The sequence below is a fragment of the Paenibacillus sp. FSL R7-0048 genome (genome assembly GCF_038004505.1).
Lineage (GTDB): Bacteria > Bacillota > Bacilli > Paenibacillales > Paenibacillaceae > Paenibacillus_AQ > Paenibacillus_AQ odorifer.
The window spans coordinates 6,788,972-6,812,747 of record NZ_JBBORF010000001.1 but is presented as its reverse complement, the minus strand read 5'-3'; the positions used below and the strand labels follow the sequence as shown (position 1 = coordinate 6,812,747).

The window sequence follows — 23,776 nt, the reverse complement described above, 5'->3', positions numbered from 1 at the left end:
ACATTTTTTTAACGTTTATTTAAATTTGATCCGCTAAGTGACAAAAAACGCATATAACAAGTTTGCAGGTGGTAGAAATGTTAAGAGTTCGCTCCTCCTTATTAGGAATATGCCTGAGGATTATCCTATCTACGTTTGTATAAAAGAGAATCAATGGGTTTAACTTCAGTTTACAATTCAGGGCTAGGATGGGGTTAGGCGAAACAGAGAAGATACATTCTTCTCGCAGATTCACCAAGAAAAGGGGAGTTTTTGCATGAAAAAATCCGAAGCTAAGGGGAAAACGGCGCTGAAGCCATTCCTCACATTATTAAAAGAAACCAAGCCTTCATACGGCTTATTGGCAATAGCCATTGCACTAAGCATGATCTCGACATTGGTTAGTCTGGTGATCCCAATGTTCACCAAAAATCTGGTGGATGGCTTTTCTTTGGCTTCTGTCAGCAAGCTGCAAATTGTGGGCATAGCGGGTGCTTTTATCGCGCAGACGATCGCCGGGGGAATCTCTATCTATCTGCTGAATTATGTAGGCCAGAAGATGGTTGCAGGTCTTCGTGACCGGTTATGGCGTAAATTTTTAGTGTTGCCAGTAGCTTATTACAATGATAATCGGACAGGAGAAAGCGTCAGCCGGATGACGAATGATACAGGGATCATCAAAACGCTGATCTCTGAACATCTGGCCAGCTTATTTACCGGAGTGATTTCCATTGTGGGCTCCATTGCTGTGCTTTTATTTTTGAACTGGAAGATGACGCTTGTTCTGTTCACCGTTCTTCCACTATCTGCGTTGATTTTGGTGCCGCTTGGACGGCAGATGTACAAAATCTCCAAAGGCATGCAGGACGAAACAGCTTCTTTTACCGCCACACTTAGTGGTGTATTGTCAGAGATCCGTCTGGTCAAATCCTCGGGTGCAGAGAAAAAAGAGTACGAAGCAGGCAAAACCGGAATTATGAACCTGCTCTCCTTTGGCATTCGTGAAGGCAAAATCAGCGCTATGATCAGCCCACTTGTCTCTTTTGTCTTTATGATGTTACTTGTGGTCATTATCGGTTATGGCGGAATGCAGGTATCTTCCGGTGCTTTGACAGCTGGAGAGCTGGTAGCCTTTATCCTGTATCTTATTCAGATTATTATGCCGCTTACTCAATTGACCACGTTCTTTACACAGATTCAGAAAGCTAAAGGGGCATCAGAGCGCATTATTGAAACCCTGGCAGCAGAAGAGGAGGTATATGAGGGCCAGGAAGAGGCGAACGGTGCAGAGGGTCCTATCTCTGTAGAAGATCTAAGCTTTGGATATAAAAATGGTGAGAATGTGCTAACCGATGTAAGCTTCCGGATGCTTCCGGGTCAGGTGACGGCTATTGTTGGACCGAGCGGGGGAGGCAAGACTACATTATTTTCACTGCTCGAACGATTCTATGAGCCTCAGAAAGGTATGGTTAAGCTAGGCGATAAACCAGTGTCAACCTTCTCATTACGCTCATGGCGGAAACTGATCGGGTACGTCTCACAGGAAAGCCCATTGTTGGCAGGTACGATTGCTGAGAATTTAACCTATGGATTGGATCGAGACGTTAGCATGGAGGAGATGCGCGCAGCAGCAGCAATGGCTTATGCAGATGGCTTTATCGATGAGCTTCCTGAAGGATATAATACGGATGCCGGTGAGAGAGGTGTGAAGCTCTCGGGTGGACAGCGGCAACGGATTGCTATTGCTAGAGCGCTGCTGCGGAATCCAAAGATTCTTATGCTTGATGAGGCGACCTCCAGTCTGGATAGCCAATCAGAGGCCGTAGTGCAGAAGGCACTGTCCAATTTGATGAAGGGCCGGACTACGATTGTAATTGCGCACCGTTTGGCTACTGTTGTAAATGCTGAGCAGATTATTTTTATGGAAAAGGGCCAGATTACCGGGATGGGAAGACATGAAGAACTGCTGGAAAACCATGAGCTATATCGTGAATTTGCCACCCAGCAGCTGCAGATGAATAACCTTGAGATTCAAGACAATAAAGAGGAGGCTCCAGTGATACATGACAAAAATACTAGTAGCGGACGACGATCCGCACATCCGCGAATTGGTAGAAGTATTTCTGAGAGCTGAGGGGATGGATGACATCTATGGAGCTTCTGATGGACTGGAGGCTCTTCAGATTCTGGAGAGCCATAACATAGACTTAGCCATTATTGATGTGATGATGCCCAATTTGGATGGCTGGGAGCTGTGCCGGAAGATGCGCCAAACCTATGATTTTCCGATATTGATGCTGACGGCTAAGGGAGAGACCTCACAAATTGTGAAGGGCTTTGAGCTGGGAAGTGATGACTATCTCGTCAAACCCTTTGAGCCAGTGGTGCTTATTGCGCGAGTAAAGGCGCTGCTCAAACGTTACCAAATCTCTGCTGCACAAAGTGTGGGGATTGGCCGGCTGCGAATGAATCGTAAAACCTACGAGGTATCCTCAGCGTATGGAGAAGTCACTTTGCCGCTTAAGGAATTTGAGCTGTTATTTAAGCTGGGCAGCTATCCGGGGCAGACATTGACTAGAGACAGGCTAATCGAAGAGATATGGGGTTATGATTTTGAAGGGAATGAGCGGACGCTCGATGTGCATATCAACCGTTTGCGCGAACGGTTCGCTCCTGATAAATACGGGTTTGTTATTCGCACCATCCGCGGATTAGGCTATCGGCTGGAGGCAGAGGCATGAACCGGTTTAAGGAGCTTCTTAAGCGGATTGGGATGACTTTTATTTACTTCGGTGGTGTTGGGATTAGCTGGAGTGCAGCTTATTTCTTGATGAACTGGATATATGGCAGGGTTGGACGCCCCTCTTCGGAGTATTTGACCCAGTTAATCGGCGTGATGGCCGGAATTGTGATTTTGTTTTTGATGGCATTGGTAACCTCCAAGTTATTCCGGGGCTGGGAACGTGTTTTTTATAAATCAATTATCGAAGGTTTAGGGCGGATTGCTAAGGGTGATTTCAATGTGGTACTGGATAATACAAAGGACTACGGTGATTTCGGTGAGATTGTAGAGAGTATCAACGTAATGGCCAGCGAACTGAGCCAGATGGAGACCATGCGTCAGGATTTTATCTCTAATGTATCGCATGAAATTCAATCTCCGCTAACCTCTATTCGGGGGTTTGCTCTTGCGCTGCAGGATGAAACTCTGAGTGTGAAGAGCAGGAGGCACTACCTTAATATTATAGTGGCTGAGAGTACCCGCGTATCTGGGCTCAGTGATAATTTATTGAAGCTGTCCGCGCTTGAATCGGGCAATTTTCCGTTTGAAAATCAGATTTACCGCCTGGATAAGCAGCTTAGAGATACGATTCTGGCTTCTGAACCACAGTGGTTGGAGAAAAAAATAGAGGTAGAGGCTGAACTGGAAGAAGTGAATGTATCTGCTGTAAAAGATTTAATGAGTCAGGTTTGGACTAATCTGCTGCATAACAGTATCAAGTTTACTCCGCAGAACGGTTGCATCCATATTAGCCTTCGCATGGTGGATGAGCAGGTAGAGGTGGAGATTCAAGATAGCGGGATTGGCATCTCGGAGGAAGATCTGCCTCGGATCTTCGAGCGTTTCTATAAGGCAGATAAAGCTAGAACCGCAAGTGGTGGCGGTAGTGGACTAGGTCTGTCATTGGTTAAAAAAATCGTTGAGCTGCATGAAGGTAAGGTAACTGCAAATAGTCGCCCGGGGGATGGGACAGCGTTCAAGGTGAGCTTGCCAGTACGAATGAAATAAACTTGCTGTATGTGAAAAACAGCTGAAGCCGGTATTCTGGGTGGATTCGAAGACAATACCTTCCGTCCTGAGAAAAAGGCTACAAGAGCCGAGGCGGCGGCGACTATTTCTAAGCTGCTCGAAGCTCTATCTCTCTAATAGTGATTGAATAGCTCATCGCTAAGCTTTAAGCACAACGCCGCTTTCCCAGATCGTTCAGTGGGAAAGCGGCGTTTTTTGTATTTATGCAATTAAAAGAGGAACTATAATACCGGGATGGACGTTTATCCACCAATTTGAGACATGCGCCGAGCTGTCGGCGTGTGGCTCTGTGCTTTTTTCTCCAGAGCTAAGGCCATTTCATGATTATGGGGTTTGTTGCCCAGCGCTTTCCGGAATAAGGCCTGCACAGCAGCAGGATCGCTTATCAAAGGGCGGACATTGTATTCATCTGCCCAATACAGGCAAGCTTTGATGTGCCCATCTGCGGTAAGTCTCAGGCGGTTGCAATTATCGCAGAAGTGCTCGCTCACCGGATGAATCAGGCCGAATGTACCAGGGGATCCGACAACCCGCCGATTCTGGGAAGGGCCATTCCCGGAGGGCATTTCTGCCGCTTCCGTTTCCCAACCAGCCTCAGTACAAGCTTCTACAACCCTTTCCAGAGGCAGATAAGTCTGGCGCCAAGCATCAGTAGCACTGCCAATCGGCATGTATTCTATAAAGCGTACATTTAGAGGACTCTCCAGCGTAAGGGAGATGAAGTCTTTGATTTCGTCGTCATTAATTCCTTTCATCAATACAACGTTAAGCTTTATCGGTTGAAGTCCGGCGGCTTGTGCGGCCTCGATCCCCTTTAATACCTTGGCGACTTCGCCGCCACGAGTAATCATAGAAAATCGATCCTGCCGTAAGGAGTCTAGGCTGATGTTTACCCGTGACAGACCGGCTGCTTTTAGCTGTGCTGCTTTGGCTGGAAGCATTAAACCATTTGTAGTCAGCGAAATATCTTCTATACCTGGGATCGCAGATATCATAGCAACAAGCTTTTCCAGATCTTTGCGGACAAGAGGTTCTCCACCAGTTAGTCGTACTTTACGTAATCCAAGAGGGGCTAGCGACTTAACGACTGCGGTAATTTCCTCGTAACTCAGAATCTCGTCCTGCGGTTGGAATTGCATCCCTTCCGCTGGCATACAATAGATGCAACGCAGGTTGCAGCGGTCGGTAACCGAAATGCGGATGTAATCGTGTAAACGTCCAAAAGGGTCCGTCAGCGGCTCCATGGCGTTGCTCCCTTCCTTTAAATCTGGCTGATAAATTGCTCTTATACTTTCTCGTATACACGCATAACGTCCCTAATAGGACAGAACGCGAAGATGTTTATACTTGTTTAGAATTTTAAAGATCGCTTGGATTCACGTCAATGAGCAAAGTTCTGGACGACAGGGTTTCATTACATAAAACTGGACAAACTAGATAAGAAGATAACGCATATTGAACAACGGAAAGTGTGACAAAAGTACGACAAATAAAGTTTTTAGACATAGAATGCTCACGGAAAGCGCTTTTAATATCCGATATAATCTAGGTGCGGATTAGTTTTAACGTTCACTTTTGCGAAAACAGATAGGATACCGGAAACCGCACGTCGGTAATGTGACGGAGAGTGACCGGGAAACCATTGAGGAGGATTTGCAAAATGAGTACACATACTGTTCCATCGCTCACCGTTCCGGAGGCTTTTAGCCGTTGGTTGGAAAGTCGGGGATTAATATATCAGCTTTTAGTGGATTTTTTGGGTAGAAAACCATCACTCTCTCTAGTGGCTCAATGGAGCCGCAATCGCCAGATGAGTGTAGCGGCTGAGATGACGGAAGGCGGTCGGGAGCTGAAGCGCTATTTGAGTCAGGAACCGAACAAGCTGCCAATGATATGCGAGAAAGAGAGCAAAGAATATAAACGGCTTATGCAAGAACAGTCCGTTAGTTCTTTTAAATTGCGCGAAGCAGCGATTTTAGGACGCTCGGAGGATTTCTGTAACGTGCTTGCGGATGTGTACACCTCCGCTGGAATTGTATTCAATAAGTGTAATGGTGAAGCCGATGATCATATTGCTATTGAGCTCGAATTTATGGCAGTCATGCATGAGCGTATGCTTTACAATAGCTTTTCAATAAGAAGTGCTATGGAGCTGCTTGATATTCAGGAGTCCTTTTTGGAAAAGCATCTACTGCAATGGACACCGCAGTTCTGTCAGAAACTGAATGCAGCAACGGATAGTCCGCTATATCTAGGCCTCTCACATATGCTTGAGGAGTTTCTGCCACTTGATCTGCAAATGCTTCGTTCCTGGAGAGCTTCATTGGAGAGCAGTGCAGCTACAAGCATTTAATATTAGAAAGCCCGGCCTATCCATTAGGTCGGGTTTTTGCGTGCTGGTCAAGTAGGTATGAAGCTTTAATAGAAGTTCTGTAGCAAATAGAAGTACCGTGTGAAGCATCCTAGTGATGATCTAATTAAACTCCGATAGAAGTAGAGGCTGAAGCACCAACTGAAGCACCAACCGAAGCATTAATTGAAGTACCAATCGAAGCGCAGTCTTGTTGCCGAACTAAAGCACCGATAGACTAATTGGGGAATTTCTCCCTGAAATTCTAGAGTTTCTGGTCATCAGACTAATAATTAGGGAAAACCTCCCTAAAATATAGCTGATTCGGCGGTAATAAAAGAAATCCCCCTTATTATCAGGGAGGAATTCCCTGATTTCGTTCATTTAGAGCGAATATTGGCTTTTTTCAGGGAGTTTTTCCCTAATTAGTTTAAGATCCACTCCGCACATCGCCCAAACACAGAACGCAGTAAACACAAATGTACGCCGTCCAAACGACCCACGCAGATCACCCGCTGTATACCGCACATCGCAAACGTTCACGGTACATTAGCCTCCACCACGCACAAACGCACATCATCCACCGTTCTCTAATCAGCACCCTAATGGCGTTGAACATTGGCACAGCACACAGTCTATTGGCTAAAGCAAGAATCCGCTGTGCAGCCTTTTACTAAAAAAAGAAGCTGCCTCATAAGTAGAATTCACTACTTTGGAGACAGCCTCTCGTGTGAGCCTATTTACTTGTTCACATCATAGTTCTAATCAATTACCTTTTTGCTGCGGAATTTCATCAGGAATTCATACACGACTGGCACTACTACAAGTGTCAGAAGCGTGGAACTGACCAAACCACCGATTACGGTCACGCCGAGGCCCTTGGAGATAATTCCTGCACTGTTTTCAAGTCCAGTAACCAATGGCAGCAATGCACCGATCGTTGCAAGTGCAGTCATCAGGATTGGACGTAAACGTGTGCCACCTGCTTCAAGCAAGGCTTGACGCGTAGTGAGTCCTTCTTTTTCCTTATGAATAACGCGGTCGATAAGGACAATCGCATTCGTTACTACGATACCAATCAACATCAGCGCACCCATGAGCGAGGACACGTTTAAGGTTTCTCCAGCGATCAGAAGGGCAACGAGTACCCCGATCACTGTGAAAGGAAGTGAGAACAGGATAGCGAATGGTGCTAATCCACCGCCAAATGTAACCACAAGCACGAAGTATACGATGGCAATAGCAGCCGCCATAGCAATTCCTAATTGACCAAACGTATCATTGATCTGCTCGGTTACACCGCCGAAGGTAACAGTTACACCATCAGGCAATTCCATAGCGTCTATTTTTTCTTTCACGCTGTTCGAAGCGCTATTCACGTCACTCGAAATAATTTCGGCAGTAACATCTACCTTCATTTTACCGTCCATACGAGTAATCGAGTCAGGGGAGGAGCCATTTTCAATTTTAGCGACTTGCCCGATTGGCACGGAGATGCCTAGTGGGGAAGTCAAAGTAGCCTCTTCCATTTCTTTAATACTCTTGTACGTTTCTTTATCTGTTTCGATATAGACTTTGTAGTTCTTGCCGTCCAATTCTACTTCTGTGAGCACTGGACGTGTGCCTGCTGGACTCAGCTTCATCGCAATTTGTCCGGCTGTAAGTCCAAGGGAGCTAAGCTTCTGTTGATCCGCTACAATCGTATATTGATCGTAAGCTTCCTTGAGACTTGTTTCTGCGTCTTTGAAATTAGTGGTGTCAGCCTGTACGATTGAGGCAATCTCATCCGCGACTGGCTTCAGCTGATCCAGTTCATCTCCGAATACATTCACGGTCAGAGTGCTTCCACCCATGCCTCCACTCATCAGAGCGGACATGTCACCCCATACACCATCTGGCACTTCTGCGGTCAAACCTTCAATAAGCTTCTCTTTAACAGCTTCAAAATCAGGAGTGTCACTATCATAAACGATGAAAAATAGTCCTGAATTGCTGGATCCACCCATACCCATCGGGCTTCCGCCGCCAATGGAATATTGCATTTTGTCTATATGCTTCTGCGCTAAAATGTATTTTTCAGCTTTCAGACCTTGCTCTTGAACTTCCTCAATCCGTTGTCCGGCCTTTGGTGAATAAGTAAGCATTACGGTTTTATCCTCTTGGGATGGCATAAAGCTTACCCCAATAGGTTTGATTAAGAACAAGCTGCCTGCAAGGAGAAGAACGGCAACTCCAAAAGTAACGAGCTTATGAGAAAGACACCAGTTTAGAATCTTTTGATAACCAGCAGAAAGTTTGTCTGGTTTCTCGCTGTGAGTTTTTTTACCTTTCAATCCATTACGGAACAACGAGTGAGCCATTGCAGGAACTAGGGTAATCGCAACTACTAATGAAGCGAGCAGGGCGAAGACCATGGTCAGAGCGAAAGGCAAGAACAGCTCACCAACCATACCACTAACCAAAGCAAGTGGTAAGAACACCGCGATGGTTACAATTGTGGAGGACATGATAGGCACGAACATTTCACGTGTGGCCGCACTGATTAATTCTCTACCCTTCAGTTTCTCACCAGATAAGGAGAGCCGTCGATATATGTTCTCTATGACTACAATCGAGTCATCGACTACCCGCCCAATCGCGACCGTCATCGCTCCCAGTGTCATCATATTAAGCGTAATGTCCATCTGCCGCAGACACAGCACTGCGATCAGCAGGGATAATGGAATAGAGATGATAGAAATAATCGTCGAACGAATATTCCGCAGGAACACCAAAATGATAATTACTGCGAATAAGGCACCAAATACCGCTTTGGATAACATCGTATTTACGGAGTCCTCAATGGGCTTACCTTGGTCAAGTAGAACAGTAAGGTCAATGCCTTTATATTGTGCTTTTAATTCTTCAGTTTTGTCTTTAACGCCATTTACAACATCAACAGTGTTGGCATCATTGGCTTTGACAATCTGAATACCGATCGATTCTTTACCATTTGTACGGGAGATGGATTCGGAATTGCCCACAACCTCAATCGTGGCCAGCTCTCCGAGCTTCACGGTTGGAAGTCCCATACTTGCAGCTCCGCCAGGAGCAGCATTTCCAGCACCAGCACCAGCAGCTCCGTTAGCAGCACCAGCATCAACGCCGGCAGCTCCAGTAGCTCCAGCACCAGCAGCGTTAGCGCCAGTTGGCATTACCGGAATGGTCACATTTTTAAGATCCTCAACGGTAGTGATGTTGCCATCCACGACAACTGCCTTTTGAGCCTTGTCCATCTCGAATAGTCCGAGTGGAACACGGAGGGAAGAGCCTTGAATGATACCTTTAACGGTATCTTCGGTCAGTCCATATTGATTGAGCTTATCTTGATTGAATTTGAGTGATACTTCTTTGACGTATTGACCAGAGATTTGGATAGAAGCGACACCCTCAACATCCTCCAGGGCCGGGCGAATATCGTTCTCAGCAATACGGGTCAGTTCCTCAAGATCCTGGGTATCCCCGTTAGAAAGACTGAGGGAGACAACAGGCATTGAGCTAAGACTAAAGCGGGAAATGGAAGGCTTCTGCACATTGTCTGGTAATGAGACTTCATTTAGTGATTCGCGCACTGCTGCTGTAGCATTATCCAGATTTGTTCCATAATCGAATTCAATTTGGATACTGGAGGCATTCTCCAAAGAAGTGGAGGTGATCGTCTTTACACCATCCACATTGCGGAGCTTTTGCTCCAACGGTTTGCTGACATCATTAACGACGCCTTCTGGTGCGGCCCCCGGATAAATGGTTGTTACGCTAAGATAGGGTATACTAATATTAGGCAAGGTTTCTTGCTTCATCGTCAGTCCGCTATATAAACCGGCAAACACAATAATTATCGTCAGAAGCCAAATGGCAAATTTGTTCCTGAGCGAGAAATTAATTAAGCTTTTCATAAGTTTCTTTTCTGCTCCTCTCGGCCCTCTTCTTTACGAAATAGGGCGCCATTATAAAAAATCATAATACTCACTATCCATGACTTTCTCTCTACCGAACTCTTCTTAGAGTCAATTAACGAAATACACATGAATTGTGCGGAATTGAGGCAATTAGCTTCCTCAGCTCTTCCAATTCTGCTGTGAGCTCAGAGCAGGATTGGAGGTTGGACAGCATCCCCTGAATGATTGCTTTTCGCGGGTGAGGGATAAGCACTTCACCTTCCAGAATGTTGAGCGATTCCAGCAGATCGGCTGCTTCTTCGGATGCTATACTATCTAGTTTACTGATCGCAGTCTTCATTTCTTTAATGAGCTGTAATGGATTTTTTCGTTTGTTCTCCTCGTTCTCCGCCATCCAGTTTGCTAAAGTAGCAGAGTTGATTAGTGGAGCCTGTTTACTAGTAAGCAAGCCAGACACGATCATATCCATTAAATTCATTAGATGATCTGCCATATCGGCAATAGGTACCTGCGTATCCTTACGAAAAATAACCGCAATATAAGATTTGATGAGACCATGTCCGATCATACATAAATCTCCGGTATAGGGAACGACGTCTTTTCCGTAGAGCAACTCCATTTTTACCTGGAACCATCTTAAGAAGGAAGCATTGTTTCTACGCAGCCAGTCCGGGACTTCAGTATCAAATCCTTTGCCCGCAACCTCCTGAATTTGACGCTGCAAGAACTCACGTAATTCGTACACATGACTTAGCAGAATTTCTATCTGATTCCTAAGCTTCTCACGTGGTGTTCGTCGGGTTTCCTGTTCTTCACGTAACAAGGGGTCCCGAATCATCCGATAACAATAAAGGAAGATACTGCGCTCCAGTTCTTCTTTTGATTTAAATACCAGATATAAACTGCCCTTCGAAATCCCGCATAATTCAGCTATCTCTTGCATGGATGTGGACGAGGAGCCTTTTACAGCGAATAACTGCATAGCAATCTTAATAATCTGCTCCTGCTTATCAACAGTTTTATCATTCATTAAAGGATTAACCTCCTTTCTGACTACCCGGTTCTATAATTGACTAGTTGGTCAAAATAATTATATTCTATACAACCAGGCATTACAAATATCGGAACAGAAGGGTTACATTTTTGTCGTAAATAGATTTTAAACAGTAATTTGCTAGGAAGAAATGTGTTCTTCATGTAATATATAAAATGTGTCAATTTCGTGTTGCTTGTATGAATAAGAAGGTAGGTAGAGTATGAGAAGAGGACTTCAATCTATAATTATCATTGGGGCATTCATAGCATTTTATTATTTTGGTTTCGGCATTTTTGGGAGTACTGCGGGAACGATTATTAGTATCTTCTCCACTCTGACAGTCATTTCGATTAGCTTGGCTATTTTTATGGAGAACCGTAATCCTTCTACAACAATGTCATGGATCTTATTGCTTGCGTTGATCCCGGTGCTGGGACTGGTCTTCTATTTTCTATTTGGGCAAAATGTGTTCAAACGCCGTAAATATGATAAAAAGGCACAAAGAGACCTTATGGCCTACGAAAGAATTGAGAATGACGCTTTACGTACGCACCAAGATTGGTCAGTCTTTGATCCCTCGCGCCAAAAACTGCTGCTGTTATCCAAAACTTTAGCACGTACTCCTATTTCCTTCGCATCAGAAACACGTATCCTCACTAATGGTGAAGAGACGTTTGGTACGTTATTGTTGGAGCTCCGTCAAGCTAAACATCACATTCATATGGAGTATTACATCTTCCGGGCGGACCACATTGGAACACGCATTAAACAAATTCTGATCGATAAAGCTCGCGCCGGTGTTGCAGTCAGATTTATGTATGATGCCGTTGGCAGTTTTCAGCTTTCCAAAGCTTTTTTGAAGGAAATGAGTGATGCCGGGGTTCAGGTGGCTTCGTATGGAAATTCAACCTCCTTTTTTTCCAGCCGTGTGAATTACCGGAATCACCGTAAGATTGTTGTGATCGACGGCGATGTCGGATTCATGGGGGGGCTCAATGTAGGCGATGAATATTTAAGCCGCAGTAAGACTTATGGATTTTGGCGTGACACACATATGTTGGTTAGAGGCGAAGCGGTACGGACGATGCAAATTATTTTCCTGCAAGATTGGATGCACACTACGGGCGAAAAAATACTGGAGCAAGACTATCTTACTCCGCAGCTTCGCTTTATGACAGGTGATGGTGCCGTACAGATTATTGCTAGTGGGCCGGATAACGAACGTCGTGCGCTCAAAAACATTTTCTTCTCCATGATCACTTCTGCCGAGAAATCGGTGTGGATTGCCAGTCCATATTTTATTCCTGATGAGGACATCTTAACTGCACTGCGTGTAGCTGCTGTTTCTGGTTTAGATGTGCGATTGTTATTTCCGGCTAAGCCGGATAAATGGATTCCGTTTCTGGCTTCACACTCTTATTTTCCGGCGTTGCTGGAAGCTGGCGTGAAGATTTATGAATATGAAAAGGGATTTATCCACTCGAAGCTGCTTATCGTTGATGGTGAAATAGCGACCATTGGCACGGCCAATATGGATATGCGCAGCTTCCACCTTAACTTTGAAGTGAATGCACTACTGATTCAGACGGAGAGCGTTGCTCGTATTGTTGCTGATTTTGAACGGGATTTATTATCTACCAGCTTGATTGAGCATGAAGAATTTATGAATAAGCGTATGGTGATCCGTATACTGGAATCTGCTGCTCGGCTTATGTCACCGTTGCTATAACCCAAAAACCACCGCAGAGGGTGTTATGCCTCATCTGCGGTGGTTTTTGCTTTAAAAAGTAGTTAAACCCAAGGTGGTCTGCAACCGGAACAGAATGTACTTGAACCAAGTCACTTCGCCCTGATAAGCCTCAAGAGGCAGAGTATACTCATGGTCCTCGTTATTCCACAGTCGATTGAAGTAGGTTTCCATCTCGGCATAAAGAGGCTGGTCTTGTTTTACAGATACCCACAGATTATTCTCCAGGTTGTAGTCATCCAGATTGCGTGTCGTGAAATTGGTGGAACCGCCAAGAATGATGGAACTTCCAGTCTGTTTGGCAATGAAGAGCAACTTTGGATGATATTGCTCTTTGGTCGTATTGTACCAGCGAATAGAGATCTTTCCGTTCGTGCGCTTGTTCAAGTTCATGGCAACTGGACGGTTAGGAATGCCGATTTTATCACGGCCGAAGGCGTTCTGATTGGGGTCCAGTATCAATTTTACCGTAGCCCCTCGTTCGGTAGCCTCTACCAATTCATCGAGAATGGCATCATCGGCAAGGTAGAACATACCCATCCAAATGGTGTCGCCCTTCTGTGCAGATTGGAGGGCTTGCCGTGCATATTTATATACCTTTCCTTCCGTTAAATAGCGGACCTCCATAGATTCTTCAGAGTGCTGATCCTTCTCCTTGGTGAAGTCTGGCTCATAAGTGAGTAGTGGCCCTGCTTCCGAAAGATTGGCCGCGGCCTGTTCCGTCTGGAGAATATCAGCAATAATTGGGCCTTGTACTTCCAGAGCGATATTGGAATGATAGGCGCTGGCATCATGGATATTTCCTGAGGAGACTAGAGCGGTATTCTCACTAACAACCACCTTACGGTGGTTAGCCTTCACATTAAGTAGCTTCAAATAAGAACGTGCGGTAATATCCGGTCCTCCGCTGGCCATAAGATTGGGAATCCGGCCTTCGCCCGACTGTCCGAACCATTGAATAAAGGTACGCCAGACAGCGGAATAAGCAGGCGTAGAATCGCGTAGAGCATTTACATCGGTCAAAATCACTTTAATCCCCGCAGCCTTCAATTCTTCCAGAAGATGATTGGGTGCAGAGTTGTAATTGGTATTAACCTCATCTGTAATGAAGACGATCTCCATCTCAGGATAAGTTGTTTTTTGTAAAATAAGCTTGTCCGTCAACATTCGGCTGACCGGAGGAAATGACTGATCTTTATGGGTATAATCATTGAAAAGGAAGAGGTCAATCACCAAAAATTCTTTGGACTCCTCGATAATTTGTAGAATCCTCGAAAGAATCTGACTCTCTTGAGTGCCCGTGGCTGTACCGTCCGAATAGGTTAGGTCGTGCCAGAAGGATACATGATTCGTTTTGTATATAGGGCTTTCATAGGAAATGCCGCTGGGTAAAGGTTTGTGCGTCTGGTAAGTCATTACGCCGATTAGCCAGAGGATTAGAATGAAGACAGTCCATAACGCCATTCTGCGGCGGCGTGAACCGGAACGTTTCTTCGTAGTTAAACCGGGAGCGTAGTTTATTTCTTTAGGTTTATAGGGGTGAACGGGTTGCTGACGATCTGAATTCATGGAAGTTCCTCCTGAAATTATTGCAGAGCACTTCCTTGTGATTGTTATGCTCCGGTGTATTACCAACCTATTAACACCTAGTGGAGCGAAATGAAGCAGCATCCGTATCATTAACGTTTAATGACATAACACATAGGCTTATGTATAATGAGTGTGAAAGATTTGTATAATGTTTATGGTTTCGAATTTGGGCAGTTGCAATAAGGAAAGAGAGTGAGTTCTATCATGTATTCCATCAAACAGGTTGTTGAAATGCTGGATATTCCTTCTGTGACACTCAGAGCTTGGGAGAATCGGTATCAGGCGGTTACACCTGAACGAACCGAATCCGGGTACAGGCTGTATAGCCATGAGAATGTCGAGGATCTGCGCTGGCTGAAGGAACAGACCGAGCAGCAAGGGGTAAGCATATCGCATGCTGTTCGAATGCTGAAGGCTCGTAAAGAAAAACAACTGGATGATACTCTTTCAGTCGCAAGCGGAAACACTCAGGATGCTTTTGAGAAGATGAAAGAACAAATATACAATGCACTACATGACTTTCAGGGAGAGCGAGCTAATGCCTTAATTGACTTTGGGTTGTCTCTTTATGGTTATGAAGTAATGTTCCATCAGGTACTTGTGCCTATCTTGATACAAGTAGGCGATGCCTGGGAAGCTGGCATAGCAACGGTAGCGCAAGAACATTACACTACTCATATGATCTCCAACCGGTTCTATCAAATATTCCACGTATTCCCCGTTTACTCCCATTTGCCGAAGGTGCTGGCTTTCTGCCCTGCTGGAGAGCATCATCAAGTCGGGTTGTTGTTATTCGCCTTGTTTTTGCGCAAGAACGGAATGGAGGTCATCTACTTAGGAGCTAATACGCCTGAGGAAGGGATCATCTCGATGCTGGGACAACAAAGTCGTGTAGGTTTGATTTGTCTGTCGATTACGGATAAAGAATTGATCCCCTTTAGTGAGGAGCTTATAGAGCGGCTAAGAAAGGTATGTCCAGGGGCTAAATTCCTCGTAGGTGGCAAGGGTTATGAAAGAGACCCTTCTTTATCTAAAGCGGATTATGTGATGACGGAACCTGCTGAACACTGGCAAGCGTGGTTTGATTATGTGTTTACAAGTATGAAGAGCAAGTAATCCTTCTGATCAAGAAAATAGAAATGTAAATAGGAGTCTGTAATATCACTTTCGGGTGATATGGCAGGCTCCTTTTTATTGGAAAGGGAGGAATGCTGCAGAGTTATTTACATAGCTGTTTAAACACTGTATGATATTTGTATAGTGTTTGTATGATTTTTGTATAATGTTTGATTGACATATAAAGCAGTAAAGGAGGGATCGTATGAGCAAAAGAAACAGAGCTAGAGTTGCAGTGGTTGGAGGGGGTCCGGGAGGACTTGCTGCGGCTATGCTCCTGGCTGCTGACGGCTATGATGTCACAGTTTATGAGAAGCAGGAGGTTGTTGGAGGTCGTTCAGGTGAACTTCGTCTGGGTGATTACCGATTTGATCGTGGAGCTACATTTTTAATGATGCCGCATTTGCTGGAAGAGTTATTTGCCTCCGCTGGTCGATCCCTGAAAGAGTATGTGGATATGAAAGAGCTTGACCCCCTATATTCGCTTCATTTTGGAGATACCGTATTTACGCCTTCTACGGATCAAGAGCGGACCGCTGAAGAGATAGAGAAGCTGTTCCCCGGAAACGGTAGTGGATATAAACGATTCATGGCTGAGGAACAAGATAAATTGGACCGGGTAATTCCGCTGCTGCAGCGGCCATTTCAATCTGTAGGGGACTATGTCAAAAAGGATGTCCTGCACGCGCTGCCTAAGCTGCATGCAACCGACACTGTATATAATAGACTTTCGAAATATTTTGATGATGAACGTCTGAGGTTTGCTTTTGCATTTCAGGCTAAGTATTTGGGGATGTCGCCGTGGGAATGCCCGGGTACCTTTACCATTCTTTCTTTTATGGAGCACCGATATGGACTGTATCATCCCATTGGTGGAATTAACCGTGTGCTAACGGCGATGGCAAAGGTTATTTCCGAGTACAGCGGAATCGTACATACTTCTTGCGGTGTAAAGCGAGTCTTGGTACAGAACGGGCAGGCGTGTGGTTTATTGCTGGAGAATGGAGAGAAGGTGGAGGCGGATTATGTGGTGCTGGGAGCTGATTTTGGTTCGGCTATGACACAGTTATTCGAGCCTGGCATTCTTAAACGTTATTCACCGGATAAAATATCCCGCAAGCGGTACTCTTGTTCTACCGCCATGCTGTATTTGGGAGTCGACGGAGCCGTTGATTTAGCTCATCACTCCGTTCATTTCGCTGATGATTATCGGCTTAATGTTGAAGAGATTACTCGCCTTGGCAAGTTGTCTGCAGATGCTTCGATCTACGTTCATAATCCCTCCGTTCTAGATTCTACGTTGGCACCAGCCGGGAAATCATCCCTTTATGTACTTATGCCGGTACCTAACCTGACGGCTGATATCGATTGGGAGCAGAAGGGGGAATTGGTGAAGCAAGATATGATGGATCGGCTTCAGCGCATTTCAGGATTAGAAAATTTGCCTCAGCGAATAGAGGAGAGTCTGTTCTTCTCACCATTAGATTGGCGGAACAAGCAGAATGTATATAACGGGGCAACTTTTAATTTGGCTCATAATCTCGGGCAGATGATGTATATGCGACCTCATAACACCTTTGAAGAGGTGAAGGGAATATGGCTGGTTGGCGGAGGGACTCATCCCGGAAGTGGTCTTCCAACGATATTTGAATCGGCGAAAATTAGTGTGGCGCTGCTGAAGGAGCAAGACCGTGCAGCTAGATCTAAGGTGGTATCCACAGGATTCGCCGGAACGGGAGCTTCATTATGAGCCGGGTTGCTATTGTGGGCAGCGGTATAGGTGGTCTTACAGCAGCACTTCTGCTAAGCCAGCGTGGGCAGGAGGTTACGGTGTATGAACGTGCACCTCGGGTTGGTGGACGTGTGGCTTTTGAAGAGAATGGCCGTTACCGGATCGATCAAGGACCAACAATTGTACTACTACCGGAGATGCTGCTGAACATTCTGGAAGAGGGCGGCCTACCAACGGAGAGTCTGGAGTTGCTACGGTGCGATCCGCTCTACCGTGTTCATTTTAAGAGTGGACGTACCTTGACCAAAGTGAACGGAATAGAGGCGCAGGCGGCTGAGATCGAGAGGTGTTTTCCCGGTGAAGGGCAAGGATTCATTAGATTCATGGAAGAGATGTCGGGTCTGTATTCCTTAGGGAAAGCTTCTTTTCTGGAACGAGGCTTCAAGACTCGCAGGGAATTCTTTAGCGTGAACAATTTGAGGCTAATGGTTCGTTTACGCGCCTATAAGAACCTTAGGGCCGCAGTTGGGCAGTATTTTCGCAGTGATGAGTTGAAGGATGCCTTCTCACTACAGAGTCTATACATTGGTGGAGCACCTTTCCGCACTCCGGGTCTTTATACAATGCTTCCTTATGCAGAGCATGCCTTTGGAGTCTGGATGCTGAAGGGAGGATATGGGGAGCTGCCTCGAATCATTGCACGAGAGCTAGAAATACGCGGAGTGTGCATGCACACAGGTACGGAAGTAGAGTCACTGCTTGTGGATGGTGGTAGATGCCACGGAGTAGTAGTTCATGGACAAGAGATAGCTTACGATGCTGTGCTCTATAACGGTGATTTTCCACACTTGTCCGGTCTTTTACCTGAAATTAAAGGGAGACAGTACCGTAAAGATTTCATGCCTTCATCAGGCTGTCTGCTCATCTATGTAGGAGTCTCCAAGCAATGGGAGGAGTCGCTGACACACCAGTTTTTTCTTCCTGATTCCTTGAATAAGAGCTTGCGTGATTTATTTGATCGCAAGAGCATCCCTGGTAAACCTTCCTATTATGTGTTCAATCCCGTGATGCTCGATGATACGGCAGCTCCTGAAGGAGAAAGTGTACTTTATTTTCTCATCCCAGTACCTGCCGGTGAAGAGATAGATTGGAATACGGCTGCAGAGCCCTTGGCTTCACAAGTCCTGGCAGACGCCGAAGAGCGAGGTTTTCCTGGGCTTGGTGCTCATACAGTTTGGCGAAAAATTCGTACACCGGCTGATGCTGCCAAGGAAGGTTTGTTCGGCGGTGGAAGCTTTGGGATCGCACCCGTGCTGACACAATCCGGTGTGTTTCGACCTCAGTCTAAGCCCTACAATATTGAAGGTTTATATGCTGCTGGTGCATCTGTGCATCCTGGCGGCGGCGTTCCTATTGTTATGCAAGGCGCAAAATTGGCAGTTCATGAACTGATGAAGGAGATGAACAATACATGAATGAACAAGTATTACAGAAATGTGAGGAAATGATCAGAAAGGGTTCTTCTTCGTTTTACAGGGCATTTGATGGCTTGCCTAGTCCGCGACGGGAGGCGGTGCATGTAATCTATGCCTTTTGCCGCCTAATAGACGACAGTGTAGATGAGCCGGAAAAATCACCGTATACGATTCATGAGCTCCGCAATCATTTCCGAAACTTAGAGCAAGCAGAGGGGCATTTCATTTGGCCTGCACTACGTTGGTTGCTGCATCATTTTCCTCATTTGGATAAACAGCCGTTTCTGTTACAAATGGAAGGTCAGGTAAGAGATCTCTCCTTCACTCATTATGAGACGCTGGAAGAGCTTCTATCTTATTGTTATCTCGTAGCAGGTACTGTAGGAGAGATGCTGCTACCTGTATTGAGAGACGACGGAGGCGATGAAGCACAGGAAGCAGGGATCGCACTTGGTATGGGTATGCAGATCGTAAATATTATCCGTGATGTGGGTGAAGATCTAGGGCGCGGAAGAAGGTATATTCCTTTGGAAATCATGAGAAAGAACGGGTACAGCCAGCAAGAGCTGGAACACGGAGTGGTTAATGAGTGTTTTGTAGCTGTATTGCAGGATCTTAGAAGAGAGGCATTGCTGTGGTTTGAGAAGGGCCTGAACAATGTGGATACTTATCCCCCGGAGAGTGGGATGGCAGTAGAATTGGCCGCCGCCTTTTATGCAGGTATTCTCGATGATGTAGCCGCAGGCAATTACGACGTATTTCGCAGGCGTGCCTATGTCAGTGATGAGGCTAAGCTTAGGATGTTCCATCGTACCGCTATGCGTTATGCGCCAATTTTAGGAGGCAAGGGCAGAACGGCGGTGTACTAAATGATCCGAATAGTATTCTGGGTATGGTACTTTATTGGAGCGCTGTTGTTAATATGGCTTGGCATTCCTGAAAGTTTACAATTTTCTAATGGTTTATTTCTTATTTTTTATGCAGCCTATGCTGCAGATTTAATTTACAAGGGATCGAAGCAGCAATTAATGTCTGACCAGTCAGTCATTAAACAATGCAAGCCTGTTATTTGGGTGTCGGCTATTCTTATTTGGACCTTAGGCATGTCCGTTGAGTGGATTGGTGTTCATTCCGGTAAGTTGTTTGGTACTTATAATTACTCTGATATTTTAGGTCCGCTACTGTATGGGGTGCCTATTACTTTAGGTTTTGCTTGGATTGCTGTAATATACAATGCTGCTTTGATTAGTTACGATTTCGGACTAAGGGGACCACGATTATGGCTGGCAAAAGCACTGCAGATTGGGTTTTGGACTGTACTGCTGGATCTCGTATTGGACCCTGTTGCTCATGCTAGAGGCTTCTGGCATTGGGGTAGTAGTGGAGGATTCTATGGTGTGCCTTGGAGCAATTTCGCCGGATGGTTCATCGTAGGGATGATCTTATCCTTAACGCTACGTAACGTTAAGAGCACTAGTTTGTCTGCTCGTAGCGGGACCCGGTTATATCAAGCGATATTAATCTTATTTGGAACCATTGGTCTGCGTGAAGGCTTGCTGCTCTGTGGAGTTATTGCTGTGCTAGGGGCGTTACTTGCTGAAGGGAGCTTGCGTTATGTTGGAAGCCGTCAAACACAAAGGCTTTGATAAGTTGTTCTATCATTACAATCGGCTTTATTTGATTCAAAGACATTTCCGTTATGTTGGGGTCGCTGGACAATTGCAGCCAAAATCTGCGGGAGATAGACCCATTCTATATATTATGAATCATAGTTCTTGGTGGGATGGATTACTGGCTTACCATGCAGCGAGAACCATGACTAGTAGAGAGCACTTTTTCATGATGGAGGAAGAGCAGCTGCGGAAGTACGCTTTCTTCCGCAAGCTCGGCGCCTATTCTATTAATCGGCATAACACCGGGGATATCAGTGCCTCGCTCCGTTATACGTCAAGGTTACTACATAAACGGGGGAATATATGGATATATCCCGAAGGGGAAATTCGGCCGCTGGAGCACCGTCCATTAAAGTTGCAGGCAGGGGTAGGACTAGTACTTCGATTATGTCCAGAAGCACTTGTTGTACCTGTCACTCTTTATCATGGCTTGTTCCGGCATTCCAAACCGGAGGCGACGCTGTTGGCGGGCAATGCTATATCCCATCCATGGCGTGATATGGATCGCAACAATATCATAAAGGAGCTGCAGGCTGTGCTTAGAGAGCAATTGGATCATCACCGTCTGATGATGGTTAATAACGGGGGTTATATTCCGGGAGGGTTTACTCCACTCATGAAGCAGGGCAAATCTATTAATGAATGGTTTGATGCTGTGCGACTATGGGGGAGAAGATGACTCTTTTTCTGCAGATCATTAGTGGATGCCTCCTCCTTCAATATTTATTTGCACTGTGGAATACAGCCCAGCTACCGAAGCTTGGAATATCGAATTCGAAACATACCACTAAGGTTAGTGGAAGTTCTTCTATAGAAGAATGTAATCGACGTGTGTCTGTACTGATACCGGCTCGTGACGAGGCAGACAATATTGGGGATTGTCTTACTTCCGTGTTGGCCTGTACAAGTACAGGGTGGGATTTGGAGGTTATTGTTCTGGATGACCGGTCTGGTGACGAAACAAGCAGGATTGCCAGAGCTACAGGAGATGAGCGTGTTAAGGTTGTGGACGGAAGAGAATTGCCAGATGGCTGGTTAGGCAAGTCTTATGCCTGCAATCAGCTAGTGGAGGCAGCCTCTGGAGAATGGTTGTTTTTTCTTGATGCAGATATTCGGCTGAAACCTGAAGCGTTGGAGAACGCTCTTGCCATGGCTGAAGCACAAAAAGAGGGTCTCATCACAGGATTTGCTTATCAGCATACTGGGACTTGGCTGGAAAAGCTTGTGGTACCTTTAATGACCTTTACGATCATTTGTCACTTGCCGATCCCTCTTGTTCGTGCTTCCCGTGATCCACGATTCGTAGCAGCACATGGAGGATTTATGCTGGTTCACAGGAATAGTTATATGCGCTGTGGTGGTCATGCGGCGATTCGAACGGATCTTGTAGATGATATGGCCTTAGCTCGTGCGGTCAAGAAGTCTGGTGACCAAGTAACACTTGCCGATATTACGGAATATGCGGAAATGAGAATGTATCATAATGCCATCGAGGTATGGAATGGCTACCGCAAAAATATTTATGCTGGATTGGGTCGCCGCCCAGTTATTCTACTGGGAATGTTAAGTTTGTATACTTTGTTATACGTGTTTCCTGTAGCGGCGTTTTTTTTCTTCAGTGCGACAGGTCAGGCTATTGAGGCTGCATGGGCTTTGTCGTCTAGTCTGTTAGGCATTGCTATTAAGCGGATTAGTGATGCCTCTGCCAGACAATCTGTATGGTTATGCTTGCTGATTTCTGCGAGTATTGTCTGTTTGTCAGCTATTGCGATTAGTTCTTGGTGGGGCAGTCGTCCTGATCAAGGCTATGAATGGAAAGGGAGGCGTTACCTATGAAATCAAAGGCAGTAATCATCGGTGCAGGTTTCGGTGGACTGTCCTGTGCTGTTGCCTTAGCCTCGAAAGGCTGGGAGGTGACAGTGCTGGAACGCCAACAGAATCCTGGTGGCAAGCTGCAACGGATCGAAATCGATGGCTATACCTTTGACAGGGGTCCGAGCACGATAACAATGCCTCATGTATTTCGCTCACTCTATGAGCTTGCTGGTGCTTCTATGGAGGATTATGTCCAAATATATGAGCTGGAGCCGCGCACACGTAATATTTTTGCGGATGGAACTGTAGTAGATTTCTCTCGCGACCAAGCGTTTATGAAGGCTCAGATAGCCAAATACAGTTCAAGTGATGCACTCCGGTATGACGATTTTATGGCTGAAGCTGCTATGCTCTATCAACTCAGTGAGAAGCAGTTCTTAAATAAATTGCTGTTGTCCTGGCGAGATAAGCTGTCTCTTCCTCTACTACGGGATCTGCTGCGAGTCAGGCCTTTTTTAAGTTTGCATTCACTCCTAATGAGATACTTTAGCCATCCTCACACCTTAGCCATGTTAGGTCGCTACGCGACCTACGTCGGATCTTCCCCGTTTCGTTCACCAGCTATTTTCGCCATGCTTGGATATGTGGAAAGTGTAGAAGGAGTTTATGGTGTGCGGGGCGGAACTTACAAGCTGGTCGAAGGTCTTTCGGAACTGGCACAAGGCTTAGGGGTTCGTATCATGACAGGGGTTGAAGTTACGAATATTTCCGTGGTAAAAGGAGTAGTCGAAGGTGTGGATACAACACGAGGCTTCTACAAGGCGAAGACGGTTATTGCAGGAGGAGATGTGCTCACTGTAAACCGTATGCTTGTGCAGGAGAATAGCCGTCCTTCTATGAGTGATCGCAAAATCGCTGCTTATGAGCCCTCTTTATCAGGGTTTGTAACACTCGCAGGTGTTCCTCGTAAATATAATGCTTTATTACATCACACGGTGTTTTTCCCAGAGCAATATGAGTCAGAGTTTAGAGATATTTTTGAACGCAAATGTCCTCCCGAGCATCCGACCGTTTATGTGTGCCACTCTGGATACTCTGAGTCAGGTATGGCCCCTGAAGGAAGCAGTAATCTGTTTATTTTGGCTAATGCACCTTATATAAATGAGGTCTGTGATTGGCGGACAGAGACTGCTTCCTATGGTAAAAGAGTACTATCGGTGCTTGCGAGCCATGGAATTACAGGTTTACATCAGAGCGATGTGCTCCAACATTATACACCTCAAAATATCGCAGATGACACACTGGCTCACAAGGGCGCGATCTATGGGATTTCTTCGAACTCAGTAGGGCAGACCTTCTTCAGACCGGGCAATCGTTCAAGCGATGTTAAAGGACTCTGGTATGTAGGTGGAACTACACACCCCGGCGGTGGCACACCGATCGTCTCGTTATCGGGAAGGTTAGTCGGTGAGCATATTGCTAGCCATGTGTAGAAGCTGATTTGTAGAATAATA

18 protein-coding genes are annotated in these 23,776 nt (G+C 45.7%); 14 read left to right on the top strand and 4 right to left on the bottom strand.

The features are described 5' to 3' along the window. The first annotated feature begins 256 nt into the window (after positions 1 to 256). From NSQ91_RS30185 to NSQ91_RS32145, 4 genes are read left to right on the top strand one after another with little or no spacing between them, the layout of a single operon-like run. The gene (locus NSQ91_RS30185; protein ID WP_340921115.1) at positions 257 to 2,113 is read left to right on the top strand and encodes an ABC transporter ATP-binding protein; all 1,857 of its coding nucleotides are present in this window, start codon (positions 257 to 259) and stop codon (positions 2,111 to 2,113) included. Further along, a complete protein-coding gene (locus NSQ91_RS30180; protein ID WP_076123953.1) occupies positions 2,043 to 2,720 on the top strand; it encodes a response regulator transcription factor in 678 nt (225 codons plus the stop codon). Before NSQ91_RS30185 ends, NSQ91_RS30180 begins: the two co-directional genes overlap by 71 nt. Further along, complete coding sequence (locus tag NSQ91_RS30175) at positions 2,717 to 3,769, top strand: HAMP domain-containing sensor histidine kinase (protein ID WP_340921113.1); 1,053 nt, start codon at positions 2,717 to 2,719, stop codon at positions 3,767 to 3,769. The genes NSQ91_RS30180 and NSQ91_RS30175 overlap by 4 nt, the downstream gene beginning before the upstream one ends. 33 nt (positions 3,770 to 3,802) lie before the next feature. Continuing rightward, positions 3,803 to 3,907, top strand: a complete 105-nt coding sequence (locus NSQ91_RS32145) for an S-layer homology domain-containing protein (RefSeq protein WP_081383200.1) — start codon at positions 3,803 to 3,805, stop codon at positions 3,905 to 3,907. Positions 3,908 to 4,032: 125 nt separating this feature from the next. On the opposite strand, the gene moaA is transcribed toward NSQ91_RS32145, so the two are convergent. Further along, a complete protein-coding gene (gene moaA, locus NSQ91_RS30170; protein ID WP_340921110.1) occupies positions 4,033 to 5,034 on the bottom strand; it encodes a GTP 3',8-cyclase MoaA in 1,002 nt (333 codons plus the stop codon). A 416-nt stretch (positions 5,035 to 5,450) separates the two neighbouring features. Here moaA and NSQ91_RS30165 point away from each other — a divergent pair, with 416 nt between their 5' ends. Continuing rightward, positions 5,451 to 6,143, top strand: a complete 693-nt coding sequence (locus tag NSQ91_RS30165; RefSeq protein ID WP_076123947.1) for a TorD/DmsD family molecular chaperone — start codon at positions 5,451 to 5,453, stop codon at positions 6,141 to 6,143. Positions 6,144 to 6,901: 758 nt separating this feature from the next. Here the strand turns inward: NSQ91_RS30165 and NSQ91_RS30160 are convergent. Further along, entirely contained in the window at positions 6,902 to 10,075 is a 3,174-nt protein-coding gene (locus tag NSQ91_RS30160) for an efflux RND transporter permease subunit (RefSeq protein ID WP_076301451.1), read from the bottom strand. A 115-nt stretch (positions 10,076 to 10,190) separates the two neighbouring features. Continuing rightward, positions 10,191 to 11,108: a TetR/AcrR family transcriptional regulator gene (locus tag NSQ91_RS30155; protein ID WP_076276923.1), complete on the bottom strand. Its 918-nt coding sequence runs from the start codon at positions 11,106 to 11,108 to the stop codon at positions 10,191 to 10,193. Between the two features lie 226 nt (positions 11,109 to 11,334). Between NSQ91_RS30155 and cls the strand changes: the two genes are divergently transcribed. Next, a complete protein-coding gene (gene cls, locus NSQ91_RS30150) occupies positions 11,335 to 12,843 on the top strand; it encodes a cardiolipin synthase (protein WP_076123942.1) in 1,509 nt (502 codons plus the stop codon). Between the two features lie 51 nt (positions 12,844 to 12,894). Here the strand turns inward: cls and NSQ91_RS30145 are convergent, their stop codons facing one another. Next, entirely contained in the window at positions 12,895 to 14,430 is a 1,536-nt protein-coding gene (locus tag NSQ91_RS30145; protein ID WP_340921105.1) for a phospholipase D family protein, read from the bottom strand. 225 nt (positions 14,431 to 14,655) lie between these two features. Here NSQ91_RS30145 and NSQ91_RS30140 point away from each other — a divergent pair, with 225 nt between their 5' ends. The 8 genes from NSQ91_RS30140 (at position 14,656) to NSQ91_RS30105 (ending at position 23,755) form a co-directional block, all read left to right on the top strand. After that, positions 14,656 to 15,567: a MerR family transcriptional regulator gene (locus NSQ91_RS30140; RefSeq protein WP_076182048.1), complete on the top strand. Its 912-nt coding sequence runs from the start codon at positions 14,656 to 14,658 to the stop codon at positions 15,565 to 15,567. A gap of 205 nt (positions 15,568 to 15,772) precedes the next feature. Beyond that, positions 15,773 to 17,317 (top strand): phytoene desaturase family protein, encoded by a 1,545-nt coding sequence (locus NSQ91_RS30135; RefSeq protein ID WP_076182051.1) that lies wholly within the window; start codon positions 15,773 to 15,775, stop codon positions 17,315 to 17,317. After that, the gene (locus tag NSQ91_RS30130) at positions 17,314 to 18,774 is read left to right on the top strand and encodes a phytoene desaturase family protein (RefSeq protein ID WP_340921100.1); all 1,461 of its coding nucleotides are present in this window, start codon (positions 17,314 to 17,316) and stop codon (positions 18,772 to 18,774) included. The genes NSQ91_RS30135 and NSQ91_RS30130 overlap by 4 nt, the downstream gene beginning before the upstream one ends. Then, a complete protein-coding gene (locus NSQ91_RS30125; protein WP_111505823.1) occupies positions 18,771 to 19,643 on the top strand; it encodes a phytoene/squalene synthase family protein in 873 nt (290 codons plus the stop codon). Before NSQ91_RS30130 ends, NSQ91_RS30125 begins: the two co-directional genes overlap by 4 nt. Continuing rightward, positions 19,644 to 20,420 (top strand): carotenoid biosynthesis protein, encoded by a 777-nt coding sequence (locus NSQ91_RS30120; protein ID WP_340921096.1) that lies wholly within the window; start codon positions 19,644 to 19,646, stop codon positions 20,418 to 20,420. Continuing rightward, positions 20,389 to 21,126, top strand: coding sequence for a lysophospholipid acyltransferase family protein (locus NSQ91_RS30115; RefSeq protein ID WP_076182059.1), 738 nt, complete (start codon positions 20,389 to 20,391; stop codon positions 21,124 to 21,126). The genes NSQ91_RS30120 and NSQ91_RS30115 overlap by 32 nt, the downstream gene beginning before the upstream one ends. After that, the gene (locus NSQ91_RS30110) at positions 21,123 to 22,283 is read left to right on the top strand and encodes a glycosyltransferase (RefSeq protein WP_340921089.1); all 1,161 of its coding nucleotides are present in this window, start codon (positions 21,123 to 21,125) and stop codon (positions 22,281 to 22,283) included. The genes NSQ91_RS30115 and NSQ91_RS30110 overlap by 4 nt, the downstream gene beginning before the upstream one ends. Continuing rightward, positions 22,280 to 23,755, top strand: a complete 1,476-nt coding sequence (locus tag NSQ91_RS30105) for a phytoene desaturase family protein (protein WP_081393905.1) — start codon at positions 22,280 to 22,282, stop codon at positions 23,753 to 23,755. Before NSQ91_RS30110 ends, NSQ91_RS30105 begins: the two co-directional genes overlap by 4 nt. The last annotated feature ends 21 nt before the right edge of the window (positions 23,756 to 23,776 follow it).

Coding starts and splice junctions, on each gene's coding strand:
- NSQ91_RS30185 (WP_340921115.1), top strand. CDS start 257: ATGAAAAAATCCGAAGCTAAGGGGAAAACGGCGCTGAAGCCATTCCTC.
- NSQ91_RS30180 (WP_076123953.1), top strand. CDS start 2,043: ATGACAAAAATACTAGTAGCGGACGACGATCCGCACATCCGCGAATTG.
- NSQ91_RS30175 (WP_340921113.1), top strand. CDS start 2,717: ATGAACCGGTTTAAGGAGCTTCTTAAGCGGATTGGGATGACTTTTATT.
- moaA (WP_340921110.1), bottom strand. CDS start 5,034: ATGGAGCCGCTGACGGACCCTTTTGGACGTTTACACGATTACATCCGC.
- NSQ91_RS30165 (WP_076123947.1), top strand. CDS start 5,451: ATGAGTACACATACTGTTCCATCGCTCACCGTTCCGGAGGCTTTTAGC.
- NSQ91_RS30160 (WP_076301451.1), bottom strand. CDS start 10,075: ATGAAAAGCTTAATTAATTTCTCGCTCAGGAACAAATTTGCCATTTGG.
- NSQ91_RS30155 (WP_076276923.1), bottom strand. CDS start 11,108: ATGAATGATAAAACTGTTGATAAGCAGGAGCAGATTATTAAGATTGCT.
- cls (WP_076123942.1), top strand. CDS start 11,335: ATGAGAAGAGGACTTCAATCTATAATTATCATTGGGGCATTCATAGCA.
- NSQ91_RS30145 (WP_340921105.1), bottom strand. CDS start 14,430: ATGAATTCAGATCGTCAGCAACCCGTTCACCCCTATAAACCTAAAGAA.
- NSQ91_RS30140 (WP_076182048.1), top strand. CDS start 14,656: ATGTATTCCATCAAACAGGTTGTTGAAATGCTGGATATTCCTTCTGTG.
- NSQ91_RS30135 (WP_076182051.1), top strand. CDS start 15,773: ATGAGCAAAAGAAACAGAGCTAGAGTTGCAGTGGTTGGAGGGGGTCCG.
- NSQ91_RS30130 (WP_340921100.1), top strand. CDS start 17,314: ATGAGCCGGGTTGCTATTGTGGGCAGCGGTATAGGTGGTCTTACAGCA.
- NSQ91_RS30125 (WP_111505823.1), top strand. CDS start 18,771: ATGAATGAACAAGTATTACAGAAATGTGAGGAAATGATCAGAAAGGGT.
- NSQ91_RS30120 (WP_340921096.1), top strand. CDS start 19,644: ATGATCCGAATAGTATTCTGGGTATGGTACTTTATTGGAGCGCTGTTG.
- NSQ91_RS30115 (WP_076182059.1), top strand. CDS start 20,389: ATGTTGGAAGCCGTCAAACACAAAGGCTTTGATAAGTTGTTCTATCAT.
- NSQ91_RS30110 (WP_340921089.1), top strand. CDS start 21,123: ATGACTCTTTTTCTGCAGATCATTAGTGGATGCCTCCTCCTTCAATAT.
- NSQ91_RS30105 (WP_081393905.1), top strand. CDS start 22,280: ATGAAATCAAAGGCAGTAATCATCGGTGCAGGTTTCGGTGGACTGTCC.